General features: G+C 67.7%; 18 protein-coding genes and 1 tRNA gene. 3 read left to right on the top strand and 16 right to left on the bottom strand.

Going from position 1 to position 21,233, the window contains the following annotated elements; translation table 11 throughout:
• Positions 1–68: 68 nt before the first annotated feature.
• Positions 69–4,349, top strand: a complete 4,281-nt coding sequence (gene rpoC / locus OKW76_RS15205) for a DNA-directed RNA polymerase subunit beta' (RefSeq protein WP_256506708.1) — start codon at positions 69–71, stop codon at positions 4,347–4,349.
• A gap of 92 nt (positions 4,350–4,441) precedes the next feature.
• Here rpoC and OKW76_RS15200 read toward each other — a convergent pair whose 3' ends face one another.
• The 5 genes from OKW76_RS15200 to lepA form a co-directional block, all read right to left on the bottom strand.
• Positions 4,442–5,062, bottom strand: coding sequence for an ATP-binding cassette domain-containing protein (locus tag OKW76_RS15200; RefSeq protein ID WP_265549724.1), 621 nt, complete (start codon positions 5,060–5,062; stop codon positions 4,442–4,444).
• Complete coding sequence (gene modB, locus OKW76_RS15195; protein WP_265549722.1) at positions 5,052–5,741, bottom strand: molybdate ABC transporter permease subunit; 690 nt, start codon at positions 5,739–5,741, stop codon at positions 5,052–5,054. Before modB ends, OKW76_RS15200 begins: the two co-directional genes overlap by 11 nt.
• A complete protein-coding gene (modA, locus tag OKW76_RS15190; RefSeq protein ID WP_265549720.1) occupies positions 5,741–6,550 on the bottom strand; it encodes a molybdate ABC transporter substrate-binding protein in 810 nt (269 codons plus the stop codon). The genes modB and modA overlap by 1 nt, the downstream gene beginning before the upstream one ends.
• Before the next feature lie 144 nt (positions 6,551–6,694).
• On the bottom strand, positions 6,695–7,081 hold the full coding sequence (locus OKW76_RS15185) for a phasin family protein (protein WP_265549718.1): 387 nt from the start codon (positions 7,079–7,081) through the stop codon (positions 6,695–6,697).
• 286 nt (positions 7,082–7,367) lie between these two features.
• Positions 7,368–9,164 (bottom strand): translation elongation factor 4, encoded by a 1,797-nt coding sequence (lepA, locus tag OKW76_RS15180; RefSeq protein ID WP_265549716.1) that lies wholly within the window; start codon positions 9,162–9,164, stop codon positions 7,368–7,370.
• A 176-nt stretch (positions 9,165–9,340) separates the two neighbouring features.
• Between lepA and OKW76_RS15175 the strand changes: the two genes are divergently transcribed.
• Positions 9,341–10,177, top strand: coding sequence for a CsgG/HfaB family protein (locus OKW76_RS15175; protein WP_265549714.1), 837 nt, complete (start codon positions 9,341–9,343; stop codon positions 10,175–10,177).
• An 89-nt stretch (positions 10,178–10,266) separates the two neighbouring features.
• Positions 10,267–10,343 (top strand) — tRNA-Pro (locus tag OKW76_RS15170).
• A 39-nt stretch (positions 10,344–10,382) separates the two neighbouring features.
• On the opposite strand, the gene OKW76_RS15165 is transcribed toward OKW76_RS15170, so the two are convergent.
• The 11 genes from OKW76_RS15165 to OKW76_RS15115 are packed head-to-tail and all read right to left on the bottom strand — an operon-like array spanning position 10,383 to position 21,132.
• Positions 10,383–10,919, bottom strand: coding sequence for a histidine phosphatase family protein (locus OKW76_RS15165; RefSeq protein ID WP_265549712.1), 537 nt, complete (start codon positions 10,917–10,919; stop codon positions 10,383–10,385).
• Positions 10,916–11,737: an adenosylcobinamide-GDP ribazoletransferase gene (locus OKW76_RS15160; protein WP_265549710.1), complete on the bottom strand. Its 822-nt coding sequence runs from the start codon at positions 11,735–11,737 to the stop codon at positions 10,916–10,918. The genes OKW76_RS15165 and OKW76_RS15160 overlap by 4 nt, the downstream gene beginning before the upstream one ends.
• Entirely contained in the window at positions 11,694–12,707 is a 1,014-nt protein-coding gene (gene cobT, locus OKW76_RS15155; RefSeq protein WP_265549709.1) for a nicotinate-nucleotide--dimethylbenzimidazole phosphoribosyltransferase, read from the bottom strand. The genes OKW76_RS15160 and cobT overlap by 44 nt, the downstream gene beginning before the upstream one ends.
• A complete protein-coding gene (locus OKW76_RS15150) occupies positions 12,704–14,173 on the bottom strand; it encodes a cobyric acid synthase (protein ID WP_265549707.1) in 1,470 nt (489 codons plus the stop codon). Before OKW76_RS15150 ends, cobT begins: the two co-directional genes overlap by 4 nt.
• Positions 14,161–15,075, bottom strand: coding sequence for an adenosylcobinamide-phosphate synthase CbiB (gene cbiB / locus OKW76_RS15145; RefSeq protein ID WP_265553027.1), 915 nt, complete (start codon positions 15,073–15,075; stop codon positions 14,161–14,163). Before cbiB ends, OKW76_RS15150 begins: the two co-directional genes overlap by 13 nt.
• Positions 15,075–15,848: an ABC transporter ATP-binding protein gene (locus OKW76_RS15140; RefSeq protein WP_265549705.1), complete on the bottom strand. Its 774-nt coding sequence runs from the start codon at positions 15,846–15,848 to the stop codon at positions 15,075–15,077. The genes cbiB and OKW76_RS15140 overlap by 1 nt, the downstream gene beginning before the upstream one ends.
• Entirely contained in the window at positions 15,845–16,804 is a 960-nt protein-coding gene (locus OKW76_RS15135) for a FecCD family ABC transporter permease (RefSeq protein ID WP_265549703.1), read from the bottom strand. The genes OKW76_RS15140 and OKW76_RS15135 overlap by 4 nt, the downstream gene beginning before the upstream one ends.
• Entirely contained in the window at positions 16,801–17,619 is an 819-nt protein-coding gene (locus tag OKW76_RS15130) for an ABC transporter substrate-binding protein (RefSeq protein ID WP_265549701.1), read from the bottom strand. Before OKW76_RS15130 ends, OKW76_RS15135 begins: the two co-directional genes overlap by 4 nt.
• Positions 17,616–18,227 carry a cob(I)yrinic acid a,c-diamide adenosyltransferase gene (gene cobO / locus OKW76_RS15125; protein WP_265549699.1) on the bottom strand — a complete coding sequence of 204 codons (612 nt, stop codon included), beginning with the start codon at positions 18,225–18,227 and terminating at the stop codon, positions 17,616–17,618. Before cobO ends, OKW76_RS15130 begins: the two co-directional genes overlap by 4 nt.
• Positions 18,224–19,240 carry an aminotransferase class I/II-fold pyridoxal phosphate-dependent enzyme gene (locus OKW76_RS15120; RefSeq protein WP_265549697.1) on the bottom strand — a complete coding sequence of 339 codons (1,017 nt, stop codon included), beginning with the start codon at positions 19,238–19,240 and terminating at the stop codon, positions 18,224–18,226. The genes cobO and OKW76_RS15120 overlap by 4 nt, the downstream gene beginning before the upstream one ends.
• On the bottom strand, positions 19,240–21,132 hold the full coding sequence (locus OKW76_RS15115; protein ID WP_265549695.1) for a TonB-dependent receptor plug domain-containing protein: 1,893 nt from the start codon (positions 21,130–21,132) through the stop codon (positions 19,240–19,242). Before OKW76_RS15115 ends, OKW76_RS15120 begins: the two co-directional genes overlap by 1 nt.
• Between the last annotated feature and the right edge of the window lie 101 nt (positions 21,133–21,233).

The following is a 21,233-nucleotide window of genomic DNA, read 5'->3' as shown; positions in this document are numbered from 1 at the left end:
CCCACCCGCTTTGCGGGCGGGCCCCTTCCTCTCCCGCAAGCGGGAGAGGGGTTGAAGGATGAAGAAACATGAACGAACTGACCAATTTCGCCAATCCGGTCGCCAAGGCCGAAACCTTCGACCAGATCCAGATCGGCCTTGCCTCGCCCGACCGCATTCGCAGCTGGTCGTTCGGTGAGATCAAGAAGCCCGAGACGATCAACTATCGCACGTTCAAGCCCGAACGTGACGGCCTGTTCTGCGCGCGCATCTTCGGTCCGATCAAGGATTACGAGTGCCTGTGCGGCAAGTACAAGCGCATGAAGTATAAGGGCATCGTCTGCGAGAAGTGCGGCGTCGAGGTTACCGTCTCGAAGGTCCGCCGCGAGCGGATGGGCCATATCGAGCTGGCCGCGCCGGTCGCGCACATCTGGTTCCTCAAGTCGCTGCCGAGCCGCATCGGCCTGCTGCTCGACATGCAGCTCAAGCAGCTCGAGCGCGTGCTGTATTTCGAGAGCTATATCGTGATCGAGCCGGGCATCACCGGGCTCGAGCGCTATCAGTTGCTCACCGAAGACGAGCTGCTCGACGCGCAGGATCAATATGGCGAGGACGCGTTCTCGGCCGGGATCGGTGCCGAGGCAGTGAAGCAGATGCTGATCGACCTCGACCTCGAGGGCGAAAAGCGCGACCTCCTCGAAGAGCTGGCGGTCACCAAGTCCGAACTGAAGCCCAAGAAGATCATCAAGCGGCTGAAGGTCGTCGAAAGCTTCATCGATTCGGGCAACCGCCCCGAATGGATGATCCTCGACGTCGTTCCGGTCATTCCGCCCGAGCTGCGCCCGCTGGTGCCGCTCGACGGTGGCCGCTTCGCGACCTCGGATCTCAACGATCTGTATCGCCGCGTGATCAACCGCAACAACCGCCTGAAGCGGCTGATGGAACTGCGCGCGCCGGACATCATCGTCCGCAACGAGAAGCGCATGTTGCAGGAGGCCGTCGACGCGCTGTTCGACAATGGCCGTCGCGGTCGCACGATCACGGGCGCCAACAAGCGTCCGCTCAAGTCGCTCTCGGACATGCTCAAGGGCAAGCAGGGCCGCTTCCGTCAGAATCTGCTCGGCAAGCGTGTTGACTATTCGGGTCGTTCGGTCATCGTGACCGGGCCGGAATTGAAGCTGCACCAGTGCGGCCTGCCGAAGAAGATGGCGCTCGAGCTGTTCAAGCCGTTCATCTATGCGCGCCTCGACGCCAAGGGCCTGAGCATGACGCTCAAGCAGGCGAAGAAGTGGGTCGAGAAGGAGCGCAAGGAAGTCTGGGACATTCTCGACGAAGTCATTCGCGAGCACCCGGTCATGCTCAACCGCGCGCCGACGCTTCACCGTCTGGGCATCCAGGCGTTCGAGCCGGTATTGATCGAGGGCAAGGCGATCCAGCTTCACCCGCTGGTCTGCTCGGCCTTCAACGCCGATTTCGACGGCGATCAGATGGCCGTCCACGTCCCGCTGTCGCTCGAAGCGCAGCTCGAAGCGCGCGTGCTGATGATGTCGACCAACAACATCCTCTCGCCCGCCAACGGCAAGCCGATCATCGTGCCGTCGCAAGACATGGTGCTGGGTCTCTATTACATCTCGATGATGAAAGAGAATGAGCCCGGCGAAGGCATGCTGCTGGGCGACATGAGCGAGGTGCATCAGGCGCTGAACGCGGGTGCGGTCACGCTGCACACCAAGATCATCAGCCGCATCCTGCAGACCGACGAGAAGGGCGAGACGTATCTCAAGCGCTTCGAGACGACGCCGGGTCGCATGCTGCTGGGCGAATGCCTGCCGCAGAGCCACAAGGTGCCGTTCGACATCGTCAACCGCCTGCTGACCAAGAAGGACGTCGGCGACGTGATCGACGAGGTCTATCGTCACACCGGCCAGAAGGAGACGGTGCTGTTCGCCGACGCGATCATGTCGCTCGGCTTCCGCAACGCCTTCAAGGCCGGCATCAGCTTCGGCAAGGACGACATGATCATCCCCGACGCCAAGGTCGGGCTGGTCGACGAGACCCGCGGCCTGGTGAAGGACTTCGAGCAGCAATATCAGGACGGCCTGATCACGCAGCAGGAGAAGTACAACAAGGTGATCGACGCCTGGAGCCGTTGCGGCGATCAGGTGGCGACCGCGATGATGGACGAGATCAAGGCGGTTAAATATTACGAAGACGGCCCGATGAAAGGCCGCGAGAAGCCAATCAACTCGATCTACATGATGGCGCATTCGGGTGCGCGTGGTTCGCAGGCGCAGATCAAGCAGCTTGCCGGCATGCGCGGCCTGATGGCCAAGCCTTCGGGCGAGATCATCGAGACACCGATCATCTCGAACTTCAAGGAAGGCCTTACCGTCCTTGAATATTTCAACTCCACCCACGGCGCGCGCAAGGGCCTCGCGGATACGGCTTTGAAGACCGCGAACTCGGGCTACCTCACCCGCCGTCTGGTCGATGTGTCGCAGGATTGCGTCATCATGGAGCTGGATTGCGGTACCGAGCGGGCGCTCGAAATGCGCGCAATCGTGCAAGGCGGCTCGACCATCGCGTCGCTCGGCGAGCGTATCCTTGGCCGTACCACGGCAGAGGACGTCGTCGATCCCAAGACCAACGCGGTCGTCATCCCGTCGGGCACGTTGCTCGACGAGCCGATGATCACGCAGATCGAAGCGATCGGCATCCTTGGCATGAAGATCCGCAGCCCGCTGGTGTGCGAGGCCAAGATCGGCGTGTGCGGCAAATGCTATGGCCGCGATCTGGCCCGCGGTACCCCGGTCAACATCGGTGAAGCTGTCGGCGTCATCGCCGCGCAGTCAATCGGTGAGCCGGGTACGCAGCTGACGATGCGTACCTTCCATATCGGTGGTGCAGCGCAGCTCAACGAGCAGTCGAACCTCGAAGCGACCTCCGACGGCAAGATGGAGTATCGCGACCTTCGCATCATCGTCGATCAGCGCGGCCGCCGCGTCGTGCTGAGCCGTTCGGGCGAGCTGGCGATCATCGACATGGATGGCCGCGAGCTGGCGGTGCATCGCATCCCTTATGGTGCGTATGTGCTGTTCGACGACGGGCATATCGTGTCGCAGGGCGACCGGATGGCCGAGTGGGACCCGTTCACCATGCCGGTGATCACCGAGAACCCCGGTACGGTGAAATATGTCGATCTGATCGACGGCAAGACGCTGACCGAACAGGCCGACGAAGCCACCGGCATCACCCAGGCAGTCGTCACCGAATATCGCGGCAAGGCCAAGGAGGATCTTCGTCCTCGCCTGACCCTGCTCGACGACAATTCGGGCGAGGCGGGTCGCTACATGCTGGCATCGGGTGCCACGCTGTCGGTGCAGGATGGTGCGCAGGTTTCGGGCGGCGACGTGCTGGCTCGTGTCAGCCGCGAAGCTGCCAAGACACGCGACATCACCGGTGGTCTGCCGCGCGTTGCCGAGCTGTTCGAAGCGCGCAAGCCCAAGGAAAATGCGATCATCGCCAAGGTCTCGGGCCGCGTGGTGTTCGGCAAGGACTATAAGGCCAAGCGCAAGATCGGCATCCAGCCCGAGGATGGCGGCGAGGTCGTCGAGTATCTGGTGCCCAAGTCGAAGGTCATCGACGTGCAGGAAGGCGATTACGTCAAGCGCGGCGACAACCTGATCGGCGGCTCGCCCGATCCGCACGATATTCTCGAAGTGCTCGGCATCGAGCCGCTGGCGGAATATCTCGTGTCGGAAATCCAGGAGGTCTATCGTCTCCAGGGCGTGAAGATCAACGACAAGCACATCGAGGTGATCGTTCGCCAGATGCTGCAAAAGGTTGAGATCACCGACGGCGGCGACACCACCTTGCTCGCGGGCGAACAGCTCGACCGCGACGAGATGGACGAAGCCAATGCCAAGCTGGACAAGAACCAGACCCCGGCACAGGGCAAGCCGATCCTGCTCGGGATCACCAAGGCGTCGCTGCAAACCCGCAGCTTCATTTCGGCGGCTTCGTTCCAGGAGACGACGCGCGTCCTCACCGAGGCTTCGGTGCAGGGCAAGATCGACAACCTCAACGGGTTGAAGGAAAACGTGATCGTCGGCCGGCTCATCCCGGCGGGTACCGGCGCAGGCATGAACCGCCTGCGCGTGGCGGCATCGTCGCGTGACGCGGCGCTTCGCGTCCAGCAGCGCAAGTTGCAGGAAGTGCTGATCGCACCCAATTCGGCGGCAGAAGAGCGCGCCGCCGAAAAGGCACGCAATGCCCGCGACGAAGCCGGCACCGGCGACGATCCGCTCGGCAAAGTCGTGACCAGCGGCACCGGCACCGATGCCGATGCTGGCGAGTATCTGAACGACTGATCGGCACTGCTGGTTTGAAGATGCGAAACCGCCGTCCGGGCAACCGGGCGGCGGTTTTGTTTTGGGGTGCGCGGGCGGCGGTGCCGGGCGCGCTACATCGTGACGATGCGGGTGCCCAAACGCTCGGCTTCGGCGCGGTCGTGGGTGACGAGCAGGATCGGCAGCTTGAGCCGGTCGCGGACGTCCTCGATCACCCGCGCGATCTCCTCACGGCGGGCATGGTCAAGGAACGACAGCGGCTCGTCGAGCAGCAGGAAGCGCGGGGCTGAGAGGAGCGCGCGCCCGATCGCGACGCGGCGCGCCTCGCCACCCGACAGCGTCGCGGGCCAGCGGCGCAGCAGGCGCTCGATATCGAGGAAGGCGACCACCGTGCCGAAGTCGATCCAGCGATCGGCAGGGGCGGCCAGCCGCTCGCCATAGCGCAAATTGGCGGCGACGCGCAGATGCGGGAACAGCCGCGCGTCCTGGAACACATAGCCCGCCCGCCGGCGATGCGCGGGCACGTCGATCCGGGCGCTGGCATCATACAGCGTCTCGCCAGCAACGCGGACATGGCCGGTATCGGGGCGAAGCAGGCCGGCGACCATGTCGAGCACGCTGCTCTTGCCGACGCCCGAGGGGCCGAACAGCACCGTCACCCCCGCGCCTCCCGCCACATTGCCCGCGACCAGCACGTCGCCGCGCCGCTTCACGACCGAGATGTCAAAGGACATGCCCGCCCCTTCCTGACCGACGCGCCAGCCATTCGGACAGCATCAAAGCGGCGAGCGACAGCACCACTGACACGATCGCCAGCCGCAGGACGACCGAATCCCCACCCGGTATCTGCAGCGCCGAATAGATCGCAATCGGCAGCGTGCGGGTTTCACCCGGAATGTTCGACACGAAGGTGATCGTCGCGCCGAATTCGCCCAACGCCCGCGCGAAGCCGAGCACCGCGCCCGCGAGGATGCCGGGCACCGCCAGCGGCAGCGTAACGGTGGCGAACACCCGGCCCCTGCCCGCCCCCAAGGTCGCCGCCGCCGCCTCCAGCTTGCGATCCACGCCCTCGATCGACAAGCGGATCGCGCGCACCATCAGCGGCAGCGCCATCACCCCCGCCGCAATCGCCGCGCCGGTCCAGCGGAAGAGCACGCTCGCGCCGAACCAATCCTGCAGCCAGCCACCGATCGGGCCGGTAGGCGCGAAGGCTAGCAGCAGCAACCAGCCCGTAACGACCGGGGGCAGCACCAACGGCAAATGAACGATCCCGTCGAGCAGCACCTTGCCCGGAAACCGCCCGCGCGCCAGCAGCCAGGCGAGCACGAACGCCACCGGCAATGTCAGCGCAACCGCGGTGCCGCCGACCAGCAGCGACAGCCGAACGATCTCCCATTCCTCGCCCGACAGCATCAGGGCGCGCTGAAGCCGTGCGCCCGCAGGATCGCACGGCCGACGGGGGACAGCAGGAAGCGGCGAAAGGCTTCGGCGGACGGGTCGCGCGAGCGGGCAAGCCGGGCGACCAAGTAACGGATCGGCGGATGGCTGGCAGCGGGGAAGACACCAACGACCCGCACCGCCCTCGATGCGCGGGCATCGGTGGCATAGACTACCCCCAACGGCGCCGCGCCGCGCTCGACCAACGCCAGCGCCGCGCGGACATTCTCGGCGGCGGCGACGCGGGGAGCGATGGCTCGCCAAGCTCCCATGCGGACGAGGGCGACGCGGGCGTAGCGGCCAGCGGGTACCGCCTGCGGATCGGCGATCGCGATGCGCCCATTGCCGAGCGCCGCCACGATCTGCGCGCCCGTGCGGATGGGGGGCAGCCGGACCGCGGTCGGCGCGATCAGGACGAGACGATTGCCCGCCACCGTCGCGCGGGTGCCGGGGGCGAGCAAGCCCGCCTCCTCGACCGAGGCCATCCAGCCATCATCGGCAGAGACGAACAGGTCGGCGGGCGCACCGGCGGCGATCTGTCGCGCTAACGCCGATGAGGCGGCGAACGACAACACCGGACGCGGCTGACCGCGTGCCGCGAAGCGATCGGCGGCGGCGGTCAGCGCCTCCTGCATGCTGGCGGCGGCGAGGACGAGTGGGCCACCGGATTGGGCGGATAAAGGCGCGGAGGCAAAAACCAACGCCAACAGCGCGACGGCAATTGGCAGCCACCGCCCCCACACCCGTTCGGGCTGAGCTTGTCGAAGCCCGGCCCGTACCAACATCCAGCGGGGCAGCCGAAAGTGCAGGCCGCCCTTCGACAAGCTCAGGGCGAACGGGGGGGACGGGTACGGTCTTTGGGAGCCGGTGCAAGGCATCCCAGCGGTCTATCGCGCGCGCATCCACCGCGATAGACCGCCCGCGATTTCTCAGCTGCGCCCGGTCATCTGCCCCATCGCGGTGCGCCCGAAATTGGCGATCAGCTCGCTGATTTCGCGCACCTGCCCCACCGATCGCGAACCCTGTTCGCGGATATACTCGCTCTGGATGCGCATGATCTCGCTCACGTCGTTGGCGGCGGCGGCGGCGCGCATCGCCTTGAACGCCTCGGCGGTGTTGGTTTCGGCCTGGTCGAGCATCTTCATGCCTAGCTGCGACCCGGTATCGGCCATCGCGCCACCGGCTGCCTGGAGCTTTTCGGCGCCCGCGCGCATCTGATCGGTAGCCTGGGTGGCCGCGCCAGTTGCGGCATCGGCCGCGTTGCGCGTCGCTTCGTTCGCTGCGTCGGCAGCCTTGTTGCTGGTCTCGTTCGCCATCGGGAATCTCCTGCTAGTCGGCGGTTTCGTCGTCGAACCGCTCCCCCGATGGACGCGCAAACCGCAGGTAGGTTCCGCCCCCCAAACCTTCTCCCGCTGGCGGGAGAAGGATACCGAAGCTTGGTCGCGAAGCGGCCTAGCGAAGGTTGGATGAGGGTGGTGCGGCGCTCTCGCGCCGCGCGGTCGCAAGCGACCGCAGCACCCTCACCCAGCTACGACTAGGTCCGCGTGAAGAACGCGAACCAAGCCTTCACAGCCCTCTCCCGCTCGCGGGAGAGGGACAAGATCAGGTCTCATCCCCCATCCGAAGCGCCGCGATGAAAGCCTCCTGCGGGATGCTGACGCTCCCATATTCGCGCATCTTCGCCTTGCCCTTCTTCTGCTTGTCGAGCAGCTTGCGCTTGCGCGTCGCGTCGCCGCCATAGCATTTCGCGGTCACGTCCTTGCGCATCGCGCTGATCGTCTCGCGCGCGATCACCTTGCCGCCGATCGCCGCCTGGATCGGGATCTTGAACAAATGGCGCGGGATCAGCTCCTTGAGCCGCTCGACCATGCCGCGACCGCGCACTTCGGCGGTAGAACGGTGGACGATCATGCTCAGCGCATCGACCGGCTCTTCGTTGACCAGGATGCCCATCTTCACCAGATCGCCCTCGCGATAGCCGATCTGCTGGTAATCGAAGCTCGCATAGCCCTTCGACAGCGACTTCAGCCGGTCGTAGAAATCGAACACCACTTCGTTGAGCGGCAGCTCATAGGTCGCCTGCGCGCGCCCGCCGACATAGGTGAGGTTCTTCTGAATACCGCGCCGATCCTGGCACAATTTCAGGATCGACCCCAGATATTCGTCGGGCACATAGATCGTCGCGTTGATCCACGGTTCGCTGATCGTCTCGATCTTGCTCGGATCGGGCATGTCGGCGGGGTTGTGCAGTTCGATATGACCGCCGCCATGCGTCAGGTCGATCTCGTACACCACGCTGGGCGCGGTGGTGATGAGGTCGAGGTCATATTCGCGCGTCAGCCGCTCCTGGATGATTTCCAGATGCAGCAGCCCCAGGAAGCCGCAGCGATAGCCAAAGCCCAACGCGGCCGACGTCTCCATCTCGAAGCTGAACGACGCATCGTTCAGCCGAAGCTTGCTGATCGATTCGCGCAGTTTCTCGAAGTCGTTGGCATCGACCGGGAACAGCCCGCAGAACACCACCGGCTGAACTTCCTTGAACCCCTCGAGCGCCTGCGCGGCAGGGCGCTTGGCATCGGTCAGCGTGTCGCCGACGCGCGCCTGCGCCACGTCCTTGATCTGCGCGGTGATGAAGCCGATTTCGCCGACGCCAAGGTCGGTCAACTGCTCGATCTTTGGCCGGAAGCAGCCGACGCGGTCGATCAGGTGGACGGTGCCCGCCTGCATGAACTTGATCTGCTGGCCCTTCTTCAGCGTCCCTTCCATGACGCGCACCAGGATCACGACGCCCAGATACGGGTCGTACCAGCTATCGACCAGCATCGCCTTCAGTGGCGCATCGGCATCGCCCTTGGGTGGCGGGATTCGTTCGACGATCGCGTCGAGGATTTCCTCGATGCCGATCCCCGATTTGGCGCTGGCGAGCACCGCGCGGCTGGCGTCGATGCCGATCACGTCCTCGATCTCGGCGCGCACCTTTTCGGGTTCGGCGGCGGGCAGGTCGATCTTGTTGATCACCGGCACGATTTCATGGTCATGCTCGATCGACTGATAGACGTTGGCCAGCGTCTGTGCCTCGACGCCTTGCGCCGCATCGACCACCAGCAACGCGCCCTCGCACGCCGCCAGGCTGCGCGAAACTTCATAGGCGAAATCGACATGCCCGGGCGTGTCCATTAGATTGAGGACATAGCCCTTCCAGTCGAGGCGCACCGTCTGCGCCTTGATCGTGATTCCGCGTTCCTTCTCGATGTCCATATTGTCGAGCACCTGCGCCGACATTTCGCGCTCGGTAAGCCCGCCGGTGCGCTGGATCAGCCGGTCGGCGAGAGTCGATTTGCCGTGATCGATATGCGCGATGATCGAGAAGTTGCGGATCTTGTCGAGAGGGGTTGCCACGATGCCTGGGTCATTTCCGAAATTCGAGGAGTTGGCGGCCCGATAGCAGCTTCGCGGGCGCTTGCCAAAACGGGCTTTCGTTCCCGCTCGCGCGGCGCAATCCGGTCTGATATGCAGCACGCCGGGCGATCGCCCCTGTTCGCTGGCGTACCATCGACTTCAGGGGAGTTGTCCACATGCGCAACCTGTCTTCCGCCGCCGCCATCGCCGCGCTGCTCGCCACCACACCCTTGCTCGCGGTGCCCGCCGAGGCGCAGACCGCGACCTCTTCGGGCCGCCAGAACCGCGACGGCACCACCCGCGGTGCGTCTTCGGGACGCAAGGATCAGGAACGCGCGATGCGACAGGTGCCGCGCTGCACCCGCAAGCTCGGCACCGTCGCGATCGTTGAGCCCGACAATCAATGGTGGCGCGAATTCAACCTCGGCAGCCCCGAGGCGATCCTGCGCGTGTTCGTCCAGCAATCGGGGTGCTTCACCATGGTCAATCGCGGGCGCAGCATGCAGAGCCGCGCGATGGAACGCGCGCTGGCCGACCAGGGCGAATTGCAGGACAATTCGAACCTCGGCCGCGCGCAGGTGAAGGCGGCGGATTATTTCCTCCAGCCCGACATCGTGACCTCGAACGCCAATTCGGGCGGCAACGCCGTGGGCGGCGTGCTCGGCGGCTTGCTCGGCCGTAGCCGCGGGATCCTGGGCGGGGTCGGCGCGATCGCCGGCGGGATCAACACCCGCAAGGCCGAGGCGAACGTCACGCTGTCGATCGTCAACGCCCGGACCACCGAGGAAGAAGTGCTGACCGAAGGCTATGCCCGCAAGAGCGACCTCAGCTTCGGTGTGGGCGGCGGCGCATTCGGCAGCGGCGGGGCGTTCGGCGCCGCGGGCGGCGGCTACCAGAATACCGAGATCGGCCAGGTCATCGTGCTCGCCTATCTCGATGCCTATACCAAGCTGGTGACCGAGATGGGTGGCCTGCCCGAAAACGCCTCGGAGGCGGCGCCAGTCGCGCGCTGAGCCGGCGCGCAACGCGACGCTTGAAAACCGCGACCATGGTGATATATGCCGCGGCTCGCTGGCCGGCATCGCCGGACAAGCGCCCCGGTCGGGGGATAGCTCAGCCTGGTAGAGCACTGCCTTCGGGAGGCAGGGGCCGGAGGTTCGAATCCTCTTTCCCCGACCATTTTTCTTATTTTATGAATCTTCGGGCGCGCGCGGTGAGTTACCGCCGCAGTCGCGCGGTTCCGCCCGTCGGCGGGACCAGCTTCAGCCAATCGCGCGGGGGCGCACCCGCTCTGCTTCCCAGCAACGCCGCGATCGGGCCGCCATGGCTCACCACCAGCACGCGGCCTGCAGGCAGCGCGTCGCAGCCAGCAACCGCGCGGGCAGCGAGTTCGCTGGTCGTTTCCCCGCCGCCGGGGCGGAAGCTGTCGGGGGCGTCGATCATCCCGTCCATCGCGTTGCCAGTGGCGCGATAGATTGCCTGCCAGCTTCGCCCCTCCCACGCGCCGAAATCGCGTTCGCGCCAGCGGGGGTCGACCGCGATCGGCGCGCCCGAAGCCTTCGCCACCGCCTCCGCCAGCACCGCAGCGCGGCGCAGCCCCGAATGGACGATCTGCGTCGGCCCCCACGCAACCAGCGCGGGCAGCAGCGCGTGCATCTGCATCGCCCCCGCCCGGCTCAGCCCGACATCGCTCACCCCATAGCAGCGCCCCGCCCACGCGCGCGCCACGGCGGGATGGCGCACCAGCAGGATCACGCCGCGCTCGCCGCCAGCAGTGCGATCAGCTGCCCGGCATAGGCCGCGAAGCCGAGGCAGTCGCCGGTGCTGCCGCCGATCCGCCGCCGCAGCAGCCGACGGAACCACCACAGAAACGCACCCGCCGCGAGGCAGGCGAACAGCAAGGCAGCCGGATCGATCACCGCGAACCAAACCAACCCCGGCAGCGCGACCAGCACCGCGAACCCCAGCCGCCGGATATCGGTAACCGCGCCGATGTCCTTGGCGAGCCCCGTCCCCGCCGGCGCAGGGTCGATCGCCGCCATCGTCGCCACCACCAGCAGCCGCCCGAAAGTCGCCGCCGCGACGATCGCCACGAACGCCTCGACCGGCGGCAGTGCCTGCACCAGCGCAATCATCGTCCCCACGCGCAAACTGATCGCCAGCACCAGCCCGACCGCGCCATAGCTGCCGATGCGGCTGTCCTTCATGATCCGCCGCACATCCTCCGATGTCAGCCCGCCGCCGAATGCGTCGCAGAAATCGGCGACCGCATCCTCGTGAAACGCGCCGGTCAGCAGTGCCTCGACGATCAGCGCCAGCACCACCGCCACCGGCACCGGCCACACCGCGCTCGCCGAAACCGCCACCGCCGCAGTGACGCAGCCAACCAACGTGCCGACCGCAGGAAACCAGCCGACCGCGCGCGCAAGCCCGTCGACGACCTGCTCGCGCGACAGCCGCGCGGTCATCGGCACCGGGATTCGCGTCAGGAACTGCACCGCCAGCAGCGGCGGTGCCCAGCCCGGCGCCTCAGTCGGCACGCCCCACCCCCAGATCGGCGAGCGATGCGACATCGCACAGGATCGCCGCGGCACTGTCGAGCAACGGCAGCGCCACCAGCGCGCCGGTGCCCTCGCCCAGCCGCATCTCCCAATCGAGCAGCGGCTCGAGCCCCAGATGCGCGAGCGCGGCGCCATGCCCCGGCTCGGCCGAACGATGCGCGGCTATCATCGCGCGCGCGGTGCCCGGAGCCAGCCGCTCGGCAATCAGCGCGGCGGCGGTGGCGACATAGCCGTCGAGCAACAGCGTCGCCCCCGCCGCAGCACCGGCTGCGAAATAGCCCGCCATCGCCGCGATCTCGAACCCGGCGACCGAGGCGATGGCGGCACGCGGATCGGCCTCGCTGCGGGCGCGCACGACGGCTTCGCGCACGACGCGCTGCTTGATCGCCTGCACCTCGGCATCGGCCCCTGCCCCCGGTCCCACCGCCGTTTCGGTCGCGACGTCGGCCAGCAACGCGGTGAGGCAGGCGGCTGGCGTGGTGTTGCCGATACCCATTTCACCCGCGATCAACACCGCGACCCCCGCCTGCACCGCGCGTTCGGCCTCCTCGGCTCCCACACCCCAGGCCGCGTCGAACTGTTCGAGCGTCAGCGCGGGGCCGGTCGCCAGATCGGCGCTGCCCTTGCCCAGCGACGCATCGCGGAAATGATCGGGCATCGCCCCGCCCGGCGGCGATGCCACCCCCATATCGACCAGCCGCAAGTCGCAACCATGTGCCGCCGCCAGTGCGTTGCTAGCCGCGCGGCCCATCGCGATCGTCGCCACCATCAGCCCGGTGACGTCGCTGGGCCAGGCCGACACCCCTTGGGCGACGACGCCGTGATCGGCGGCGAACAGCACGATGCGGCGCGGGCGCGTAACCGGATCGAGCCGCTGCTGGATGCAGGCCAGCCGCACCGCCAGCGCTTCAAGCTTCCCCAGGCTCCGGCGCGGTTTGGCAAGCGCGTCGAGATGGTCCCAGGCGGCGGCTTCGTCGATCATGCGGCAGTCCTTGCGATAGTGAGCAGACGGTCGGCATCGACCACGCGGTCGAGCGCGGCGGCGAGCGAATCGAGCGCGGCATCGACTCGCGCGGTTTCGTGGATGCCGTTCGACGCAGCACCCAGCCGCGCGAGCAACGCGGCGCGCTGTGCGGGGTGATCGAACAGGCGGTGGACATAGCAGCCAGCGATCTTGCCGAGCACCGCGCCATCCTCGCCGCCATCGGCGAAGCGCAGCATCGGCGGCGTCCCCGGCGCGGTGCTGGTGCGCCCGGCATGGATTTCATAGCCGGCAAAGGCGGCGGCATCGGCGATGCTGATGCCGGTCACGTCCTCGAGCCTTTTGTCGCCGGTCAGCACGGTATCGACCGGCAACAGCCCCAGCCCCGCGACCTGACCCGGCGTCCCCTCGACCCCATCGGGATCGGCGATCGTCGCCCCCAGCATCTGATAGCCGCCGCAAATCCCCAGCACCTGCCCGCCGCGCCGGACATGCCCGGCCAGGTCGATGTCCCACCCCTGCGCGCGCAAAAAGCCCAGATCGGCGATCGTCGCCTTGGTCCCCGGCAGGATCACCAGCGCAGCGTCGGCGGGGAGCGGCGATCCGGGCGGCACCATCACCAGCCGCACGCCAGGTTCGGCGGCGAGTGCATCGAAATCGTCGAAATTGGCGATCCGCGACAGCATCGGCACCGCGATCACCACCGCGCCCTCGCCCGACGCGGCCGAATCGAGAACCACCGCATCCTCGGCAGGCAGCGAGCGCGCGGCGGCGAGCCAGGGGATCACGCCAAGGCCGGGCCAGCCGGTACGCCGTTCGATCTCGCGCAGCCCATCGTCAAACAGCGCCACGTCGCCGCGGAACTTGTTGATCAGGAACCCCCGGATCATCGCGGCATCCTCGGCATCGAGCACCGCATGGGTGCCGACCAGCGAGGCGATCACCCCGCCACGATCAATGTCGCCCACCAGCACCACCGGCACCCGCGCGGGGCGGGCGAAACCCATATTGGCGATGTCCCCGGCGCGCAAATTGGTCTCGGCGGGGCTGCCCGCACCCTCGACGATCACCAGGTCGCATTCGGCCGACAGGCGCGCATAGGAGTCGAGCACCGCGCCCAGCAGTGAAACCTTGGCCGCCTGATAATCGCGCGCCGCGAACTGGCCGCGCACCTGGCCATGCACGATCACCTGCGCGCCGACATCGGATTGCGGCTTGATCAGCACCGGGTTCATGTCGATCGTCGGCGCGGTGCGGCAGGCGAGTGCTTGCAACGCCTGCGCGCGCCCGATCTCGCCGCGCCGGCCATTGGCGTCGGGCTGGGTGACGGCGGCGTTGTTCGACATGTTCTGCGGCTTGAACGGGCGAACCGTAAGCCCACGATTGGCGAACAGCCGGCATAGCCCCGCGACCAGCACCGATTTGCCGACGTCGGAGCCAGTGCCCTGCAACATCACCGTAGCCATGCGAGCACTCCCACAATTCCCCACAGCAACAGGCAGGCGCGCAGATACATCGCCAGCGCGCGGCGCAGATCGCGGGCGTCGGGCGCACGGCCCTGCCCAAGCCACGCCCGCGCCGCCGCTTCGCCGTCATAGCTGACCGGGCCGCCGAGCCGGACGCCCAGCGCCCCCGCCATCGCCGCTTCGGGCCAGCCGCCATTGGGCGAAGCATGCGCGCGGGCATCGCGCAGCATCGTCCGCCAGCCGCCGCCCCCGACAACACAGAGCATCGCCCCCGACAGCCGCGCCGGCAGCCAGTTCACCACGTCATCGGCGCGCGCGCAGGCCCAGCCGAACGCGGCGTAGCGCGCGTCGCGATGGCCAACCATGCTGTCGGCGGTGTTGATCGCCTTGCAGATCGCCAGCCCCGGCAATCCGGCAACCGCGAACCAGAAAGCGGGTGCGACGACCCCGTCGCAGAAGCTTTCGGCCAGGCTCTCGATCGCGCCGGTGGCGATCCCCGCTTCGTCAAGCGACGCAGTGTCGCGCCCGACGATCATCGCCAGCGCCCCCCGCGCGTCCGCAATATCGCCAGCCGCCAGCGGCTTCAGCACCGCCGCGACATGATCGTACAGGCTGCGCTGCGCAAGGCCAGTGGTCGCCAGCAGCACGATAACTGCCGCGCCTGCGACCTCCTCGATCGCCCAGCCTGCACCGCCCGCCACCAGCGCCAACACCGCGAGCAACGCGCATCCCGAAACCCGCCGCGCACCCCAGCCGCCACGGTTCATCCGCACCTCGATCGCCGCGATCAGCGCGCCGATCCAGGTCACCGGATGGCCGATCCGCCGATACACCGCCGCCGGATAGCCGACCGCCGCCTCGACGATCAGCGCCGCGAGCAATTGTTCCTCGCGGCCAAGCATCACGTCCGCCGCACCGGGATCACATAGCGCTGCCCCTGGGGCGTGTGCCCGACATGCGCCTCGACGCCGTAAGTCTGCGCGATCAGCGCCGGCGTCAGCACGGCTTCAGGTGCCCCCGCCGCAACGATCCGCCCGCCGCGCATCAGCACGACATCATCGGCCACCCGCGCCGCCTGGTTCAGGTCGTGAAGCACCACCACGACCCCAGCCCCCTCGCCCGCCACCGCGCGCAGCCGATCGAGCACGTCGAGCTGGTGCGCAGGGTCGAGGCTGGCGAGCGGTTCATCGGCAAGCAGCCATTCGGGCTCGCCCGCCAGCACCCGCGCCAGCAGCACCCGCCCGCGCTCGCCCCCGGACAGCGTCTCGACCCGGCGATCGGCGAAGCGTGTCACGTCGGTCGCCGCCATCGCGCGCACCACCGCCGCGCGATCCTGCTCGCTCTCGCCCCAGCGTCCGCGCCGGGGATAGCGGCCCAGCGCCACCAAGGTCGCGACATCGACGTCCCAATGGACATCGGCGGTCTGCGGCAGCAGCCCGATCCGCCGCGCGCGATCGCGCGGGTCGATCGCCGCCAGCGCCTGCCCGTCGAGGGTAATCGTGCCGCTGTCGGGCGCGCGCAGGCTGGCGAGACAGGCGAGCAGGCTGCTTTTGCCCGCGCCGTTCGGCCCCAGCACCGCCGCCACCCGCCCGCGCGCGAAGCCGGCGTCGATCCCGCCGAGCACCGCCGCGCCGCCAAGCGACAGCCGCAGCTCGCGAACCAGCAACCCGGTCATGCCAGCTTCCTTCGCATCCGCACCAGCAACACCAGGAAGAACGGCCCGCCCAGCATCGACATCGCGATCCCCAGCCGCAATTCGCTCACCGTCGGCGCGGCGCGTACCAGACTGTCGGCAAGCAGCAGCAGCAGCGCGCCGCCCAGCGCCGAGGGGAGCAGCGTCGCCGATGGCCGGTTGCCGACGAACGGGCGCACCAGATGCGGCACGATCAGCCCGACGAAACCGATGATTCCCGCCGCCGCCACCGACGCGCCGACGCACAGCCCGACGCCGACAACGATCAGCCATTGCAGCCGCAGGCGATCGACCCCCATCGACCGCGCCGCCGCCTCACCCAGCGTCAACACGTCAAGCGCGCGCCCGGTAAAGGCGATGCACGCCGCGCCGACGCCGATGATCGGCAGCGCCAGCAGCACGTCGTCCCAGCTACGATCGGTGAGCGCGCCCATCAGCCAGGTCACGATCTCGCTCGCGGCGAAGGGCGTAGGGGCAAGGCTGATGGCGAGCGCGGTCATCGACCCTGCGACGCTCGACACGATCACCCCCGCCAGCGTGAACACCAGCACGCTCGCCGATCGGCCAGCCAGCAATGCCAGCAACGTCATCGTCGCCGCCGCGCCGGTCAGCGCAAAGGCAGGCAGCAGCCAGGCCGACAGCGCAAAGCCAAAGAACATCGACAGCACCGCCCCCAGCGCCGCCCCCGCCGACACCCCGAACAGCCCCGGATCGGCGAGCGGATTGCGAAGATAGCCCTGCATCGCCGCGCCCGACAGCCCAAGCGCCGCGCCGATCGCCAGCGCCAGCACGGTGCGCGGCATCCGCAGTTCGAAGATGATGAGGAAGCGCGGATCGCCCACGCGCCAAGCTTCGGCGGGCAACCACACCTTCCCCGCGATCAGCGAAAGAACCACCGCAAAGGCGATGCCGACGGCCAGCGTCAGGTTCAGCCTCATGCGGCGGGCAATCGGCTGCGGATTGCGCGCAGGCGAGTCATCGCATCGACGATCGTCGGCCCGCCGCAATGCATCAGCCGCTCGGGCCACGCCGCGCGGGTCATGTGGCGCGCAAGCGGGCGAAGCACCGGATGGCTAAGCCGCCGGTCGCCGGCCCCCTCCCCTTCGCCCACCGTCAACAACATGCGCGGCGGCTTCGCCACCAGCCGTTCGAGCGGTAATATGTCCCAGTTCTTGAGGCCGTAATCGGCGCTGAGGTTGCGAAACCCCCCGGCGCGCAGCATGTCGCTAGACAGCGTGTCGGTACCCGGCACCAGCCCCCCGCCCTGCCAGATCAACGCGGGGATCGCGCGGCTATCGGCTGGCTTGGCGGCGCGCACCGATCGCTCGATCGCCTCGGCCAGCACCGCGCCGCGTTCGGGCCGGCCCACCGTGTCGGCGATCAGGCGGACCTGCGCCACGCTCTCGGCGATCGTCGTCGGCACGTCGAGTTGCACCAGCCGCACCCCCATCCGCCGCAGTGTCAGGATCGTCGAACGCGCGACATGCCGGCCCGACAGCACCACATCGGGGGCCAGCGCCACCACTTCCTCGGCAGTGCCCGACGTCGCCTTGAACCGTCGCGCGATTTCCACCGGGATCGAACTTGCCTCAGGGTCGTGCGAATAATGGCTCACGGCGGCGATCTGGCCCCGATCGGCGACCCGCATCAGCACCGAATCGGCGCAGGGGTTGATCGAAACCACCCGCAAGGGCACCGGCGCGGGAGCGGCCCCCACGCACAGCAACGCCGCCAGAAGCCCCGCGCGCTTCAATATTCAACGCCCCGCTGCGCCTTGAAGCCCGCCTTATACGGGTGCTTCACCTCGGCGAAGCCGGTGACCAGATCGGCGATTTCGAGCAATTCGGGCTTCGCGCCGCGCCCGGTGATGCAGATATGCTTGGTCAGCGGACGATCGCGCAGGAAATCGACGATCTCGCCGATCGGCAGCGTATCGTCGCGCAGCACGATGTTGAGTTCATCGAGGATGACGAATTCATAAGCGGGGTCGAGGATCAATTCCTTCGATCGCTCCCACGCCGCGCGCGCCGCCTCGATATCGCGCGCGCGGTCCTGCGTGTCCCAGGTAAAGCCTTCGCCCATCACCTCGAACGTCAGTAAGTCGGGCGATGCCTGGAAGAAGTTCTTCTCGCCGGTTTCCCACGCCCCCTTCACATATTGGACGATGCCGACCTTCATCCCCCAGCCAAGCGAACGGATCGCCATGCCGAAGGCCGAGGAGGATTTGCCCTTGCCGTTGCCGGTATGGATGATCAGCAGCCCGCGTTCGAGCGTGTGGCGCGCCTGCATCCGTTCGCGCGCGGCCTGGATCCGCTTCGATCGGGCATTGTGGCGGGCATAGTCGTCGGGCGTGTCGGTCATGGCTTGCTCCAGTCGTTGAGCGCGGAGGCGATGCGATCCCATGCCGCGGGGGTGCCGGGCAACCCCAGCCGCAACGCCTGCGGCCGATCGGCGAAGGGCCGGGTGAGGATGCCGCTTCGCGCCAGATGGTCGAACAGCGCGTACGCGTGCGGCGTCTCGATCAGCCGGAACAACGCGGTGCCACCCGCCACGCGCAGCCCCGCGCCGGCAAGCAGCGCATCGAGCCGCGCCGCCGCCTCGGTCAGCCGCGCCGCCTGCATCGCCGCCCAAGCGCGATCGGCATAGGCCGCCGTCCCGATCGCGATCGCCGGCCCCGACACCGGCCAGTCGCCAAGCAGCTCGCGCAGCCCCTGGACGATCGCCGGTGGCGCGATCACGAACCCCAGCCGCACCCCGGCAAGCCCATAGAATTTGCCGAACGACCGAAGCACGATCAGCGAATCCCATGCCTGCCCCGCCAGGCTCAGCTCGGGCGTTGCGTCGACAAAGGCTTCGTCGACGATCAGCCAGTCGTCGCGCTCGGCAAGGCGTTCTAGCGTCGCGAGATCAACGACCTGCCCGTCGGGATTGTTCGGCCGCGCGACCACCGCCGTCTCGCCCGCGCGCGCGCTATCGCCAAGCGACCCGAGCCCCGCAGCCACCGCGCGCCCCGCCCACATCGCCAGATGCCCCGAATAGCCCGGCCCCGCCACCGCGGCATGCCCGCCGATCATCCGGCCCAGCAATCGCAGCGCCAGATCGCTGCCCGGCACCGCCACCACGCGCGCCGCGCTCGTGCCGAACGCAGCAGCGGCGGTCGCCTCGAGCCGATCCAACGCCTCGGGCGTCGGCAGATGCGTCAGCGCCGAGGCGTCGATCGTCGCGGGCCAGGCCCAGGGACTGAGCCCCGTCGAAAGGTCGATCCAGTCGGCGACCGCGGGATAGGCCGCCCGGGCGGCATCGATCCGCCCGCCATGCACGGCAAAGCATGTGATATCGGGCGACGCGAAAGCGATGCGGGCGGCCTGCGCCATCAGTAGCGCACCCGAACGCCGCCATAGGCAGCGCGTCCTGACGTGCCGTAGCGGAACAGCGTCTCATACCGCTCGTCGAACACATTCTCGACGCGCCCGTACAGCTCGACATTGCGCGTCACCGGCAGCGCCGCGCGTAGGTCGGCGAGCACATAGCCCTCGATCCGCCGCGCGTTGCTGGCATTGTCGAAGCTGGTGCCGACATGAGTCAGCGTCGCCCCGGTCTGCAGCCCGAACGGCCAGCTGTAATCGACCGTCGTCGTCACGCTGTCGCTCGGCCGCCGCGCCAGCCGCCGGTCGAAATTGGCGTCACCCGGCGAACGGTTGCGCGCATCGATATGCGTGTAGCTCCCCTGCATGCGCAGCGCTGGCACCGGCTGCAGCGCCAGCGCCACCTCGACGCCCTTCGAGGTCGCCTCGGCGATATTGTCGTAAGTGCCGAACGGCCGTCCGGCGCAGATGCCGCTCAGCGGCGCGTTGCACGACACGAACACGATCAGGTCCTGGCTGTCGCGCCGGAAATAGGTGGCGCTCGCTTCGATCGCGCCATCGAGCAGCCGCTGCGTCACCCCGGCGTCCCACCCATGCGCGCGTTCGGGCCGAAGCGTCTGATTGCCGTACTCGCTCTGCAGCTGGTACAGCGACGGCGCCTTGAAGCCCTCGCTATAGCTCGCGCGCAGGATCGTCGCGCCGTCATTGGGCGAGAACACCCCGCTCGCGCCCACGGTGGTCGCGCCGCCGAAGCGGTTATGCTCGTCGTGGCGCAGCCCGCCGGTCAGCGTCAGCCCGGTAATCGGCGTCGCCACCAACTGGCCATAGACGCTGTCGATCTGTGCACGCCCGCGTGCCTCGGGGCCGCCATAGCTCGCCGAAGTGAAGCGCGAGGTTTCGCGCTCGATCCCGAAGGTCGCCTGGCTGCCCGCGACGATATCGACGACGCCCTGATATTCGAGCCGCTCGTTGCGACCCTTGGCCGCGAAGGTCTCGGCGGGGTCGAAGCTCCCGCGATCCGAATCGGTATAGGCAAAGCCCAGCCGGTTGCGGAACCGCCCCTCGAACAGCGCGGCATTGAGCCCCGCATAGCCGACGAACTCGCGCGTCGTGCTATATTCCTCGGTATCGCCGAACGCGAAGGTGGGGGCGGCGAAGCCGTCGATCTCGACCCGCCCGTCCGAATAATAGCCGCGCGCGTCGACCGAAATCGCGTCGGTCAGCGCCAGGTTCAGGTTCAGGTTCGCACCCCAGTTGCGATAGCCGTCGCGCTCGGTGCCGCCGCGCGCCTCGCTGAACGCCGAGATGCCGTCGCTGCGAAAATAGCCGCCGCCCGCGCTCACCGACAACGGCCCCGCCTTACCCGAGATGTTAGCGACCGCCTGACCGGTGTTGCGCCAGCCAACTTCGGCGCGGGCATTCACCGCCAGCGCCTCGGTCGGCGGCGCGGTCAGCAAATTGACGACGCCGCCGATCGCCTGGCTGCCCCACAGGATCGATGACGGCCCGCGCAGCACCTCGATCCGCTGGATATTGCCGACGAGCAGATTGCCGAAATTGAACCCGCCACCGGGCGACGAGGGATCGTTGAGCTTGACCCCGTCGATCAGCGCAACGGTCTGGTCGCCATCGGCACCGCGGATCGATACCGATGTCGAGGTGCCGATCCCCCCGTTGCGCGTAACGGTGACGCCGGGCAGCGTCCGCATCAGATCGGCGACCGCCTGCGTCTGGCGGATTTCGATGTCCTCGGCGTCGAGGATGCTGATGCTCTGGCCGACCCGGTCGAGCGGCTGCTCGCTGCGGTTGGCGGTGACAACGATCGTGTCGTCGGGGGTTTCGGGAATGTCGCGGGCGTAAGCCGGTGATGCGGCCAAAGCGATGGCCAGCGCTGCTAGCACCGCGCTCGCCCTCAGCCCGTTCGTTTCGAGCGCATTCGAGAAACTTTCGCCGCACAGGATGCCATCACCGTTTCTCGACTGCGCTCGAAACGAACGGACTG

This window comes from Sphingomonas sp. S1-29 (genome assembly GCF_026167545.1).
In the GTDB taxonomy this organism is placed as follows: Bacteria; Pseudomonadota; Alphaproteobacteria; order Sphingomonadales; family Sphingomonadaceae; genus Sphingomonas.
Note: the sequence above shows the minus strand (reverse complement) of the source record. Positions and strands in the feature narration are given on the sequence as shown.

Coding starts and splice junctions, on each gene's coding strand:
- rpoC (WP_256506708.1), top strand. CDS start 69: ATGAACGAACTGACCAATTTCGCCAATCCGGTCGCCAAGGCCGAAACC.
- OKW76_RS15200 (WP_265549724.1), bottom strand. CDS start 5,062: ATGTCCTTTGACATCTCGGTCGTGAAGCGGCGCGGCGACGTGCTGGTC.
- modB (WP_265549722.1), bottom strand. CDS start 5,741: ATGCTGTCGGGCGAGGAATGGGAGATCGTTCGGCTGTCGCTGCTGGTC.
- modA (WP_265549720.1), bottom strand. CDS start 6,550: ATGTTGGTACGGGCCGGGCTTCGACAAGCTCAGCCCGAACGGGTGTGG.
- OKW76_RS15185 (WP_265549718.1), bottom strand. CDS start 7,081: ATGGCGAACGAGACCAGCAACAAGGCTGCCGACGCAGCGAACGAAGCG.
- OKW76_RS15175 (WP_265549714.1), top strand. CDS start 9,341: ATGCGCAACCTGTCTTCCGCCGCCGCCATCGCCGCGCTGCTCGCCACC.
- OKW76_RS15160 (WP_265549710.1), bottom strand. CDS start 11,737: ATGTCGCATCGCTCGCCGATCTGGGGGTGGGGCGTGCCGACTGAGGCG.
- cobT (WP_265549709.1), bottom strand. CDS start 12,707: ATGATCGACGAAGCCGCCGCCTGGGACCATCTCGACGCGCTTGCCAAA.
- OKW76_RS15150 (WP_265549707.1), bottom strand. CDS start 14,173: ATGGCTACGGTGATGTTGCAGGGCACTGGCTCCGACGTCGGCAAATCG.
- cbiB (WP_265553027.1), bottom strand. CDS start 15,075: ATGCTTGGCCGCGAGGAACAATTGCTCGCGGCGCTGATCGTCGAGGCG.
- OKW76_RS15140 (WP_265549705.1), bottom strand. CDS start 15,848: ATGACCGGGTTGCTGGTTCGCGAGCTGCGGCTGTCGCTTGGCGGCGCG.
- OKW76_RS15135 (WP_265549703.1), bottom strand. CDS start 16,804: ATGAGGCTGAACCTGACGCTGGCCGTCGGCATCGCCTTTGCGGTGGTT.
- cobO (WP_265549699.1), bottom strand. CDS start 18,227: ATGACCGACACGCCCGACGACTATGCCCGCCACAATGCCCGATCGAAG.
- OKW76_RS15120 (WP_265549697.1), bottom strand. CDS start 19,240: ATGGCGCAGGCCGCCCGCATCGCTTTCGCGTCGCCCGATATCACATGC.